General features: G+C 72.2%; 13 protein-coding genes. 3 read left to right on the top strand and 10 right to left on the bottom strand.

What is annotated here, in order from left to right; all coding sequences use genetic code 11:
• Positions 1-221: 221 nt before the first annotated feature.
• The 3 genes from groL to ABZ877_RS39390 all read right to left on the bottom strand — a co-directional run bounded on the left by groL (position 222) and on the right by ABZ877_RS39390 (position 3113).
• Positions 222-1847: a chaperonin GroEL gene (gene groL / locus ABZ877_RS39400; protein ID WP_361081435.1), complete on the bottom strand. Its 1626-nt coding sequence runs from the start codon at positions 1845-1847 to the stop codon at positions 222-224.
• Positions 1848-1966: 119 nt separating this feature from the next.
• Positions 1967-2275, bottom strand: coding sequence for a co-chaperone GroES (gene groES / locus ABZ877_RS39395; protein WP_282535600.1), 309 nt, complete (start codon positions 2273-2275; stop codon positions 1967-1969).
• Between the two features lie 307 nt (positions 2276-2582).
• Positions 2583-3113: a polysaccharide deacetylase family protein gene (locus tag ABZ877_RS39390; RefSeq protein ID WP_361081433.1), complete on the bottom strand. Its 531-nt coding sequence runs from the start codon at positions 3111-3113 to the stop codon at positions 2583-2585.
• Positions 3114-3478: 365 nt separating this feature from the next.
• Between ABZ877_RS39390 and ABZ877_RS39385 the strand changes: the two genes are divergently transcribed.
• A complete protein-coding gene (locus ABZ877_RS39385; protein WP_361081430.1) occupies positions 3479-4696 on the top strand; it encodes a methyltransferase domain-containing protein in 1218 nt (405 codons plus the stop codon).
• Between the two features lie 31 nt (positions 4697-4727).
• Here the strand turns inward: ABZ877_RS39385 and ABZ877_RS39380 are convergent, their stop codons facing one another.
• Both ABZ877_RS39380 and ABZ877_RS39375 read right to left on the bottom strand, forming a co-directional pair.
• Positions 4728-5936: a DUF6596 domain-containing protein gene (locus tag ABZ877_RS39380; RefSeq protein ID WP_361081444.1), complete on the bottom strand. Its 1209-nt coding sequence runs from the start codon at positions 5934-5936 to the stop codon at positions 4728-4730.
• Between the two features lie 122 nt (positions 5937-6058).
• Positions 6059-6415 carry a YciI family protein gene (locus ABZ877_RS39375; RefSeq protein ID WP_361081427.1) on the bottom strand — a complete coding sequence of 119 codons (357 nt, stop codon included), beginning with the start codon at positions 6413-6415 and terminating at the stop codon, positions 6059-6061.
• A gap of 99 nt (positions 6416-6514) precedes the next feature.
• On the opposite strand from ABZ877_RS39375, the gene ABZ877_RS39370 reads away from it, so the two are divergent.
• Positions 6515-7102 (top strand): class I SAM-dependent methyltransferase, encoded by a 588-nt coding sequence (locus ABZ877_RS39370; protein ID WP_361081424.1) that lies wholly within the window; start codon positions 6515-6517, stop codon positions 7100-7102.
• Between the two features lie 16 nt (positions 7103-7118).
• Here ABZ877_RS39370 and ABZ877_RS39365 read toward each other — a convergent pair whose 3' ends face one another.
• From ABZ877_RS39365 to tsaB, 5 genes are all read right to left on the bottom strand, one after another.
• Positions 7119-8114: an LCP family protein gene (locus tag ABZ877_RS39365; protein WP_361081441.1), complete on the bottom strand. Its 996-nt coding sequence runs from the start codon at positions 8112-8114 to the stop codon at positions 7119-7121.
• 133 nt (positions 8115-8247) lie between these two features.
• Positions 8248-8496: a hypothetical protein gene (locus ABZ877_RS39360; protein ID WP_361081421.1), complete on the bottom strand. Its 249-nt coding sequence runs from the start codon at positions 8494-8496 to the stop codon at positions 8248-8250.
• Complete coding sequence (gene tsaD / locus ABZ877_RS39355) at positions 8493-9596, bottom strand: tRNA (adenosine(37)-N6)-threonylcarbamoyltransferase complex transferase subunit TsaD (RefSeq protein WP_361081418.1); 1104 nt, start codon at positions 9594-9596, stop codon at positions 8493-8495. The genes ABZ877_RS39360 and tsaD overlap by 4 nt, the downstream gene beginning before the upstream one ends.
• Positions 9589-10080 (bottom strand): ribosomal protein S18-alanine N-acetyltransferase, encoded by a 492-nt coding sequence (gene rimI / locus ABZ877_RS39350; RefSeq protein ID WP_361081438.1) that lies wholly within the window; start codon positions 10078-10080, stop codon positions 9589-9591. Before rimI ends, tsaD begins: the two co-directional genes overlap by 8 nt.
• Positions 10081-10103: 23 nt before the next feature.
• Positions 10104-10760 (bottom strand): tRNA (adenosine(37)-N6)-threonylcarbamoyltransferase complex dimerization subunit type 1 TsaB, encoded by a 657-nt coding sequence (gene tsaB, locus ABZ877_RS39345; RefSeq protein ID WP_361081415.1) that lies wholly within the window; start codon positions 10758-10760, stop codon positions 10104-10106.
• A gap of 133 nt (positions 10761-10893) precedes the next feature.
• On the opposite strand from tsaB, the gene ABZ877_RS39340 reads away from it, so the two are divergent.
• Positions 10894-11454, top strand: a complete 561-nt coding sequence (locus ABZ877_RS39340; RefSeq protein ID WP_361081412.1) for a hypothetical protein — start codon at positions 10894-10896, stop codon at positions 11452-11454.
• Positions 11455-11617 lie beyond the last annotated feature (163 nt).

The raw sequence follows: 11617 nt of genomic DNA, 5'->3' as shown, positions 1-11617 counted from the left end.
GTTCCCCGCGCCCCTGGAGCATGCGGCTTCGCCGCAGCCCCATAGTGCTGAGATGGCGCACGCAGTGCGCATCTCAGGGGCGCGGGGAACTGCGCGACCAGCCACGACGCAACCCGCACCCGGCAAGGAAGAGAACCGGGCAGACGCGCATCCGGAAAACCTGAAGGCCCGGCCCCTTGAAACACAGGGGTCCGGGCCTCAGGTCACTTCAGCGGAGCGGGTCAGTGGGAGTGGCCGTGGCCGTGGCCCGCTGCCTCGGGCTCCTCCTCCGCCGGCTTCTCGACGACCAGGGTCTCGGTCGTGAGGAGCAGGGAGGCGATGGAGGCCGCGTTCTCCAGGGCGGAGCGGGTGACCTTGACCGGGTCGATGACGCCGGCCTTGACCAGGTCGCCGTACTCGCCGGTCGCGGCGTTGTAGCCGGAGCCCTTCTCGAGCTCGGCGACCTTGGAGACGATGACGTAGCCCTCGAGGCCCGCGTTCTCGGCGATCCAGCGCAGCGGCTCGACGGCGGCGCGGCGGACGACGGAGACGCCGGTGGCCTCGTCGCCCTCCTTGCCGAGGTTGTCGTTCAGGACCTTCACGGCGTGGACGAGCGCGGAGCCACCACCGGAGACGATGCCCTCCTCGACCGCGGCGCGGGTCGCGGAGATGGCGTCCTCCAGACGGTGCTTCTTCTCCTTGAGCTCGACCTCGGTCGCGGCACCGACCTTGATGACGCAGACGCCGCCGGCGAGCTTCGCGAGGCGCTCCTGGAGCTTCTCGCGGTCCCAGTCGGAGTCCGTGTTCTCGATCTCGGCCTTGATCTGGTTGACGCGGCCCTCGACGTCGGCCTTGTTGCCGCCACCGTCGACGATCGTGGTGTCGTCCTTGGTGATGGTGACGCGGCGGGCGGAGCCGAGCACGTCCAGACCGGCCTGGTCGAGCTTGAGGCCGACCTCCTCGGCGATGACGGTGGCACCGGTGAGGGTGGCCATGTCCTGGAGCATCGCCTTGCGGCGGTCGCCGAAGCCGGGGGCCTTGACGGCGACGGCGTTGAACGTGCCGCGGATCTTGTTCACGACCAGGGTCGACAGGGCCTCGCCCTCGACGTCCTCGGCGATGATGAGGAGGGGCTTGGAGCCGCCGGCCTGGATGACCTTCTCCAGGAGCGGGAGCAGGTCCTGGATCGAGGAGATCTTGCCCTGGTGGATCAGGATGTACGGGTCGTCGAGGACGGCCTCCATACGCTCCTGGTCGGTGACGAAGTACGGCGACAGGTAGCCCTTGTCGAAGGCCATGCCCTCGGTGAAGTCGAGCTCCAGGCCGAAGGTGTTGGACTCCTCGACGGTGATGACACCGTCCTTGCCGACCTTGTCCATCGCCTCGGCGATCAGCTCGCCGACCTGGTTGTCCTGGGCGGACAGACCGGCGACGGCGGCGATGTCGGACTTCTCGTCGATCGGGCGGGCGGTCGCGAGGAGGTCCTCGGACACGGCCTTGACCGCGGCGTCGATGCCCTTCTTCAGGGCGGCCGGGGAAGCGCCCGCGGCGACGTTGCGCAGGCCCTCCTTGACCAGGGCCTGGGCGAGCACGGTGGCGGTGGTCGTACCGTCACCCGCGATGTCGTTGGTCTTGGTCGCCACCTCCTTCACCAGCTGCGCGCCGAGGTTCTCGTACGGGTCCTCGACCTCGACCTCGCGGGCGATGGTCACACCGTCGTTGGTGATGGTGGGAGCGCCGAACTTCTTGTCGATGACGACGTTGCGGCCCTTGGGGCCGATCGTCACCTTGACCGTGTCGGCAAGCTTGTTGACGCCGCGCTCGAGGGCGCGACGGGCGTCCTCGTCAAACTTCAGGATCTTCGCCATGGGAGCGTTTCAGCCCTCTCGAAAAACTAGGGGTGAACGAAGGACGCCCCTGACCCCGGCTTCTTACGGTCGCGGGTGCCAGGGGCGCGCTTCACATCAAAAGCTGCTTTGTCGGCCGCTTACTTCTCGACGATCGCGAGCACGTCGCGGGCCGAGAGGACGAGGTACTCCTCGCCGTTGTACTTGACCTCGGTGCCGCCGTACTTGCTGTACAGCACGATGTCGCCGGACTTCACGTCGAGCGGCAGGCGCTCGCCGTTCTCGAAGCGGCCCGGGCCCACGGCGAGGACGACGCCCTCCTGGGGCTTCTCCTTCGCGGTGTCCGGAATGACCAGGCCGGAGGCCGTGGTCTGCTCGGCGTCGAGCGGCTGGACCACGATGCGGTCCTCGAGCGGCTTGATGGCAACCTTGGAGCTGGCGGTCGTCACGATCCGGTCTCCCCCTTCGGAGATCTCACGGGGTTAAGAGTCTGAGGTGGCGACCAGGTGGATCCGTCGTCGCGGGTGCCGGACCTGCCCGTCGCTGTTGGCACTCTCCGGTGGCGAGTGCCAGGGTCGAGACTATGACCGCGATTAGCACTCGGTCAAGCGGAGTGCCAATCGTCTGCCGACGCGGCGTCGGTCGAGTGCGGCCGCGCGTGTGACGGCTTCCCGCCGCAGGGGGTCCGGTCCGCCGCCGCATACCGGTTGTCCGTGGCTGGTCGCGCCGTTCCCCGCGCCCCTGAGCGGGGCTTGCCTACAGGTAGTCCTCCAGGCGGGCCGGTTTGTAGCCCTGGCGCCGGATCTGTGTCAGCGTCTCGGGCAGGGCCGCGCCCGTGCCCGTGCCCGTACGGATGATGTCGCCCGGACGGAGGCGGTGTGCGTCGGGCCCCGCCTCGTGGGTCCACAGGACGATCGCCTCGATGCCGCACGCCGCCGCCGCGCGCAGGGTCGTCGCGTCGTACGCGCCCGATGGCGGGCGGAGCAGGCGCGGGGCCGTGCCGAAGCGGGACCTGAGGCTGTCCTGCTGGGCGCAGATCTGGGTGTGCTGCTCGACGTAGCCGAGGCCGGGCAGGGACGGGTGGGTGAGGGTGCGGTTCTCGATGCCGGCGCCAAGGGCGCGGAGGTGTCCCGCGGGGTCGTGGCGGCCCGGGCCCGCTGCGAACACGGTGAACGGGAGGTGGCTGCTGCGGATCAGGCGCGGGAAGGTGGGGTCGGGCGGTGTGTCGCCGTCGAGGTCGTAGGTCAGGAAGACGACCTTGTCGCGGGTGGGAATGTGATCGATCACCGGCGGGACGGTTCTCGCGGTACCTGCCGATGGCGCCGCCGCCGGGGCCGGGTGATGGCGCCGTACGCGCTCCGCCGCCTTCCGTCCCATCCGTTCGATCGGGGCGACGGACGGGGCGCAGCCGGTGAGGAGCAGGGCGGCCGCCACGAGGGCGGGAAAGGCTCGGCGGGGTGTCACCGGCGGGTCCCGGCGCGGGTCACCGCGTACCTCGCAACGGCCCGCACGGGCGGCGCGTCGGCTCCGCGCGGGCCCCTTCGTCCTGTCGTACCGGCACTCGTCGCATGACGCCGCATCTTCGCAGCTCAGAGCCCTGGTGAGGGGCCGACACCGGCACCGCGCACGGCCCGTCCACCGACTGGCCCACAATGGGGCGGGTGAGTTCCTCTGCCACGTCCGACGACGCCGCCGCCGACTTCCGCGCCCTCCTCGCCCCCGAGGGGCAGGCCCTGCTCGACGCGCTCCGCGAGCACGACCCGGCGCAGGAGCTGGCGCTCGCCACCCGGTTGCGCCGCGAGCACCCCGCCGCGCTGGTGTCGGCGGCGCTCGCGCAGGCGCGGCTGCGGCAGCGGGCGGCGGCGAAGTTCGGGGCGCGGGACGCGGCCCGGATGTACTTCACGCCGAACGGGGTCGAGCAGGCCACCCGTACCGGGGTCGCCGCCCATCGCGCCGCCTCGTTCCGCGCGCTCGGCGTCCGGTCCGTCGCCGATCTGTGCTGCGGCATCGGCGGCGACGCGATCGCCCTGGCCCGCGCGGGCATCTCGGTGCTCGCCGTCGACCGGGACCCGCACACCTGTGCCGTCGCCCGCGCCAACGCCGAGGCGCTCGGCCTCGGCGGGCTCATCGAGGTGCGGGAGGCCGATGTGACGGAGGTGGACACGTCCGCGTACGACGCCGTCTTCGTCGATCCGGCCCGGCGCTCGGCCAAGCGCGGGCGGATCTTCGACCCCGAGGCCTACTCGCCGCCGCTGTCCTGGGCCGTCTCCGCCGCGCTCGCCGCCCCGCGCGCCGCGCTGAAGATCGCGCCGGGCATCCCGCACGAGGCGATCCCGGCGGAGGCCGACGCCGAGTGGATCTCCGACGGGGGTGATGTGAAGGAGGCCGTGCTGTGGTTCGGCACGGAGCCGGGGCGGATGCGGGCCACGCTGCTGCCGGGGCCGCGGGAGCTGGTCGGGCGCGGGCTTCCCGATCCCGGGGTGCGGCCCGTGGGGCGGTACCTGTACGAGCCCGACGGCGCCGTCATCCGGGCGCATCTCGTCGCCGAGGTGGCCGAGCAGGTCGGCGGCGGGCTCATCGACGAGACCATCGCGTACGTCACCGGCGACGAGGCGCGGCCGACCCCGTATGCGGCCGCGTACGAGATCACGGACCGGCTTCCGTTCAACGTGAAGAAGCTGAAGGCGCTGCTGCGGGAGCGGGAGGTCGGGGTGCTGACCGTGAAGAAGCGGGGGTCTGCCGTTGAACCGGAGGAGCTGCGGCGGAAGGTCATGCCGAAGCCGTACGGGAAGCGGGCCGTGACGGTGTTTCTGACGCGGGTCGCCGGGGCGCCGACCATGCTTCTCGGGGGGCCGGTCACTTTCGGCTGAGGTCACGGGGCTCCGCCCCGGCCCCCGCTCCTCAAACGCCGGAGGGGCTTGATTTGGCCAGCAGGAAAGCGCGCTCCCGCTCATTGCGCGCCAGCTTCGCCGCCCTCCCGTACTCCTCCCGCGCCTCCTCCACCCGCCCCATCCGTTCGAGCAGGTCCGCGCGGACGCTCGGCAGCAAGTGGTAGCCGCGCAGGGCCGGTTCGTCGGCCAGCGCGTCCACCAGGGGCAGGGCCGCCGCCGGGCCGTCGACCATGGAGACCGCCACCGCTTGGTTGAGCCGCACCACCGGGGACGGGGTGCGTGCGGCGAGAAGGCCGTAGAGGGTGGCGATCTGGGCCCAGTTGGTCTCCTCGTAGGTGTGCGCCTGCGCATGGCACGCGGCGATGGCGGCCTGCAGCGCGTACGGTCCCGGCGGCCCGGACGCCACCGCGTCCGCGCGGCCGAGCGCGGCGAATCCGCGCCGGATCAGGAGCGTGTTCCAGCGCGTCCGGTTCTGGTCCTTCAGGAGGACGGGCGAGCCATCGGGGGCCGTACGGGCGGCCGTGCGGGACGACTGGAGTTCGAGGAGAGCCGCCAGGCCGTGGACCTCGGGCTCCTTGGGCATGAGCGACTGGAGGACGCGGGCCAGGCGCAAGGCGTCCTCGCACAGGCCGGGGCGCAGGTAGTCGTCCCCGGCCGTGGCCGCGTACCCCTCGTTGAAGATCAGGTAGATGACCTCCAGGACCGAGCCGAGGCGGGCCTCGCGGTCGGGGCCCGCGGGCACCTCGAAGGCGACGTTGCGGGTGGCGAGGGTGCGTTTGGCGCGGACGATGCGCTGGGCGACCGTCGGCTCGGGGGCGAGGACCGCACGGGCGGTCTCGGCGGTGGTGAGGCCGCCGAGGAGGCGCAGGGTGAGGGCGACGCGGGCCTCGGCCGACAGCACCGGGTGGCAGGTCATGAAGACCAGGCGCAGCAGGTCGTCGTCGATGTCGTCCGGGTCGGCGGGGCCCTGGTCCTCGTATGCGAACTCGGTGGCCCTGCCGACCTCCTGGAGCTTGCGGGCGTAGTTCTCGCGGCGGCGCACCAGGTCGACGGCGCGGCGCCGGGCGACGGCGGTGAGCCAGCCGCCCGGCCGCTCGGGCACCCCGGACTCCGGCCACTGTTCGAGGGCGGCGACGAGCGCGTCCTGCGCCAGCTCCTCCGCGATGCCGACGTCGCGCACGACGCGCGTGACGGCCGCGATGATGCGCGGGGCCTCCATGCGGAAGACGGTCTCGATGGCCCGGGTGGTGGCGGCGTCCGGGCGGGCCGTGGCGTGTTGCTCGGTCACAGCCCACCATCAGACACCGGAGCGGGGCCCGGGCCAAGCCCCGGACCGGCCGGTCAGCCCTCCGCGATCTCGCGGATCTCGGAGGTGACGGTCCACTCCTCGCCGTGGACGCGCAGGAACCGCTTGGTCCACTCCAGGACCTCGGCCTCGTCCTTCGCCTGGATGATCGCGTAGCCGCCGACGACCTCCTTGGACTCGGTGAAGGGGCCGTCCGTGATGCTGATCTCGCCCTTGTCGTAGTGCACGCGCTTGCCCTGCGCGGTCGGGGTCAGGCCCGCCGTGTCGAGCAGGACACCGGCCTTGGTCATCTCCTCGATGAGGGCGCCCATGCGCTGCATCAGCTCGTCGCTGGGGCCGCCCTCGGGGGCGTTGTTCTCGTCGACGCGGACCATCGTCAGGTAGCGGGGCATGATCGTCTCCAGTGCTCTCGTGGACGTGCTTGCACTGGTGCGTCGATCGGCCGTCCTTGGCATCGACACGAGCACCGGAAATCTCCGAGGATTTTTTTCATGCCGTTCGATCACAACGACCACTACCACCGGCTCCTGCTGCGTCACGTGCCGCCCGGCGCCCGTACCGCGCTCGACGTGGGCTGCGGCACGGGCCGCTTCGCGCGCCGTCTCGTCGGCCGGGGCTGCAAGGTCGACGCGCTCGATCCCGACCCGGACACGCTGGCCGCGGCCGAGGCGCGCGGCGGCGGCCCCCGCTTCCGTCTCGCCGACGCGGCGACCGAGCCGCTGCCGCCCGGCCACTACGACGTGATCACGTGCCTGGCCAGCCTGCACCACATGCCGTTCACCACGCTGACCCGGTTCCGCGACGCGCTCGCGCCGGGCGGCCGTCTTCTCGTCCTCGGCTGCTACGCGGGCCACACGTACGTCGACGTGCTCGCCTCCCCGGCGAACGCCCTGGCCCGCGCGGCGGTGTACGCCACCGAGCGCGCCCGCGGCGTCCGCACCCCGCCGCGCAGGGCGCCCGTACGGGAGCCGGAGATGACGTTGCCGCGGATCCGGGCGGAGGCGACCCGCCTGCTGCCCGGCAGCGAGGTGCGGCAACTGCTGTACTGGCGCTACCTGTTGACGTACACGAAGCAGTAGGGCACGAAGCAGTAGGTCATCGCAGCGACTCCCACAGCTTCCGCGCCTCCGGCCCCCGCGCCACCACCCGGTTCGCGTCCGTCGGGGCCGGGACCACCGGCATCACGACGGTCCTCACCGCGTCGCCGGGCAGGTCGCGCAGGCTGCGGGCCAGGTCGGACAGTTCGGGGAGGGAGTCGAGGCCGGTGTCGGCGACGAGGCTGCCGGTGGCCGCGTCGGCGATGCGGTAGAGGCGGGCGGGGTCGGTCAGGAGGCCATCCGTCGACACCTTGCCGACCAGCGACTTCACGAGTTGCTGCTGGAGCTTGATGCGGCCGAGGTCGCTGCCGTCGCCGACCCCGTGGCGGGTGCGGGCGAAGGCGAGGGCCTGTTCGCCGTCGAGGTGGTTGGCCCCGGCTTCGAGGTGGAGGTGGCTGAGGTCGTCGTCGATGTCCTCGGTCGTGGTGACGTCCACGCCGCCGAGCGCGTCGACGAGCTTCGCGAACCCCGCGAAGTCGATCTCAAGGTAGTGGTCCATGCGGACGCCGGTGAGGTGTTCGACGGTCTTCACCGCGCAGACCGGGCCACCGACCGCGTAGGCGCTGTTGAACATCACGTCGTACGCGACCGCCGTCGTGCCGCCGGACTCCGTCGGGCAGGAGGGGCGTTCGACGAGGGTGTCGCGGGGGATGCTGACGACGGTCGCCTCGGTGCGGTCCGCGTTCAGATGGACGACCATCGCGGTGTCGGAGCGGGCGCCGCCGTCCTCGCCGCCGCCGAGCGCCTTGTTCTCCGCGCCGGTACGGGAGTCCGAGCCCAGGACGAGGAAGTTGAGGACGCCCTTGTCGACGGGGGCCGTGTCCTGCGACGCGGAGGGCGCGGCGGTGGGTGTCGGCCGGGCCGGGCGGTCGGCGCCCAGCGCCCGGTCGATGTCGACGCTGCGTATGTTGTGCTCGAAGTGCCAGTACGCCCAGCCCGCACCGGCGCCGACGAGCACGAGGACGCAGCCGAAGGCGATCGCCACCACCTTCAGCGCGCGCACCTTCACCACACGCCCGCCGAACCGTTTCTTCTCAGCCACGCACGGAACATAAGTCCGCATTAGTACAGGCGTAAACCACTTGGGGCGCAGGACCGGAAAATTCAGGCGGTTTTAACAGTGCGGCTCAGACCGCCTCGAAGCGCCACCTGTGGACGGCCCGCGTCACCAAGTCACTGTCCGGCTCCGGCAGTTCGGGCACCTCGGCGTCGTACTCCGCGTCCCACCACGTGATGACCAGGACCCGGTCCTGCGGGGCGCGGAGCGTCTCGCGGCGCAGCGGCTCCCGTGCCAGCTCCTGCGCCCGGACCCAGGCGAGCAGATCGTCGCCGCGGCCCACGACGGCCCGTGCCTCCCACATCAGCGCGACTGTCACGAGTACAGGTTCTCCTTGCTGACCTCGTGCACGTGGTCGTGATCATGACCGTGGTCGTGGCCCGGTACGTGCGTCTCCGTCACCGGCAGCGACGAGTCCGCCGACAGGTCCCACGCCGACGGCTGCCGGTTCCGCGCCACCATCTCCGCGCCGAGCGCCGCGACCATCGCGCCGTTGTCCGTGCACAGCTTGGGGCGCGGCACGCGCAGCCGGATGCCGGCCCGCTCGCAGCGCTCCTGGGCCAGCGCCCGCAGCCGCGAGTTGGCCGCGACGCCGCCGCCGATCATGAGGTGGTCGACGCCCTCGTCCTTGCAGGCGCGCACGGCCTTGCGGGTCAGCACGTCCACGACGGCCTCCTGGAACGACGCCGACACGTCCCGCACCGGCACCTCCTCGCCCGCCGCCCGCTTGGCCTCGATCCAGCGGGCCACGCTGGTCTTGAGGCCGGAGAAGGAGAAGTCGTACGCGGGGTCGCGCGGGCCCGTCAGACCGCGCGGGAAGGCGATCGCGTCGGGGTCGCCCTCCTTGGCGTACCGGTCGATGACGGGGCCGCCGGGGAAGCCGAGGTTCAGGACGCGGGCGATCTTGTCGAACGCCTCCCCCGCCGCGTCGTCGATGGTCGCGCCGAGCGGCCGCACGTCGGAGGTGATGTCGCTGGAGAGCAGGAGCGAGGAGTGGCCGCCGGAGACCAGGAGCGCCATGGTCGGCTCGGGCAGCGGGCCGTGCTCCAGCTGGTCGACGCAGATGTGCGAGGCCAGGTGGTTGACGCCGTAGAGCGGCTTGCCGAGCGCGTACGCGTACGCCTTCGCGGCGCTCACGCCGACGAGCAGGGCGCCCGCGAGACCGGGCCCGGCCGTGACGGCGATCCCGTCGAGGTCCTTCGCGGTGACGCCCGCGTCCTTCAGGGCGCGCTGGATCGTCGGGACCATCGCCTCCAGGTGGGCGCGGGAGGCGACCTCGGGCACGACGCCGCCGAAGCGGGCGTGTTCGTCGACGCTGGAGGCGACGGCGTCGGCGAGCAGGGTGGTGCCGCGGACGATGCCGACGCCGGTCTCGTCGCAGGAGGTCTCGATGCCGAGGACGAGCGGTTCGTCAGCCATGGTTCTTCTCTTCACTCACGGTGTTGGTGTTCAGGCGCATCACGAGCGCGTCCACGTTGCCCGGCTGGTAGTAGCCGCGGCGGAAGCCGATCGGTTCGAAGCCGAAGCGCTCGTAGAGCTTCTGCGCCCGGATGTTGTCGACGCGGACCTCCAGCATCACCTCCGCCGCCTCGAAGGCGGTGGCGTGGCGCAGCAGCTCGGTGAGGAGGCGGGCGCCGAGCCCGGTGCCCCAGTGGTCGCGGGCCACGGCGATGGTCTGCACGTCGGCGCCGTCGGCGGAGCCGCCCTCCCCGGCGGCGCCGGAGGCGGCGAGCCCGCCGTAGCCGACGAGGCGGTCGCCCTCGTAGGCGACGACGTAGCGCCGGGTCGAGCCCACCCCGCGCGCGTGGGCCAGCTCCGACCAGAACATGCCGCGCGACCAGGCGTCGTCGGGGAAGAGGTCCTTCTCCAGGGCGAGCACCGGATCGATGTCCCACCAGCGCATCTCGCGCAGTTCGGCCTCGGTCGTCACTTGGGGGTGACCACCTTGTAGTTCTTGGGGACCTGCGCGTCGGGGCGGCGCAGGTAGAGGGGGCGGGGCGCGGGCAGCTCCTCGCCCGCCGCCAGCTTCTCGGCGGCGAGGGCGGCGAGCGCGGCGGCGGAGACGTGCTCGGGGCCGCGCGGGTCCGTGAAGGTCTCCGGGTAGAGCAGCGCGCCCGCGCCGACGGCGGGCAGCCCCGCGACGGCCTCGGCGATGTCCGCGGGCCGGTCGACGGCGGGGTCGGTGAGGCGGGTGCGCGGGTCGGCGTAGCGCGCCCAGTAGACCTCCTTGCGGCGCGCGTCGGTGGCCACGACGAAGGGGCCCTCGACGCCCTCGGCCGCGTACGCGAGACCGTCGAGCGTGCACACGCCGTGCACGGGGACGTCGAGCGCGAGGCCGAAGGTGTCGGCGGTCATCAGGCCGACGCGCAGGCCGGTGTACGGTCCCGGGCCGATGCCCACGACGATCCCGGTGACGGCGTCGAGCGCCGTGCCGGCCTCGGCGAGCACCCGGTCGACGGCGGGCAGCAGCAGCTCCCCGTGTCTGCGGGCGTCCACCTGGCTCGACGCGGCGAGGGTGTCGGTCCCGTCGTGCAGGGCGACGGTGACGGCGGGGGTGGCGGTATCCACAGCGAGCAACAGCACGCGAACAGCCTACGACTCCGGCGGGGTGGACATGTCCGCGTCCGCGACTCCCCTGGGCTGTCGGTATCGGCTGCTACCGTCACGTACAGCCGTCACTGGCGTCGTACTTACGTACTGGAGAGGCAGGCACCTGGTGGCACGAAGCAGCACCGGATTCGTGACCGCGCTGACCGCGGGCGCGCTCGCGGCGGTCGGCTTCCTCGCGTTCCAGGCCTCGGCGAACGCGCCGGCCGACCTCGGCGCCCCCAAGGCCGACGCCTCCCCCTCCGCCTCGGCGTCCCGCTCCCCCAAGGACAAGAAGGCCCCGGCCGCCGCCGCCCTGCCCGCCAAGTCCGGCACGGGCCAGCGGGTCGTCTACGGCCTGAAGGCCGACCGGGTCTGGCTGGTCGGCGCGGACGGCAAGGTGCGGCGCACGTACGAGGTGGTGCCCGGCACGGTGGACCCGGCGGCCGGCACGTACAAGGTGATCTCGCGCACCGGTTCCGTCACCGGGACCGATGGGGTGCCGATCGAGCACGTCGTGCTGTTCACGAGCGTGAACGGGAAGGGTGTGGGGTTCAGCGCGGCGGTCGACGGGTCCACGCCGACGCCCGATCCGTCGAAGGAGACGGGTGGGATTCGGGGGTCGCGGGCGGATGCCGCGGCGATGTGGGAGTTCGCGACGTGGGGTCGCAAGGTGGTCGTGGTCCCCTGAGCGTTCGCCGGAGTCCCGCCGTGGGTGCGTAGGAGTTCGTTGCCGGGTGCGGCTTTCGTCGTGGCTGGTCGCGCAGTTCCCCGCGCCCCTGAGATGCGCACTGCGTGCGCCATCTCAGCGCCCCCGGGGCTGCGGCGAAGCCGCATGCTCCAGGGGCGCGGGG

Source organism: Streptomyces sp. NPDC046939, from assembly GCF_040644575.1.
Classification (GTDB): Bacteria; Actinomycetota; Actinomycetes; order Streptomycetales; family Streptomycetaceae; genus Streptomyces.
The sequence above is the reverse complement of the archived record's forward strand: the minus strand, read 5'-3'. Positions and strand labels throughout refer to the sequence as shown.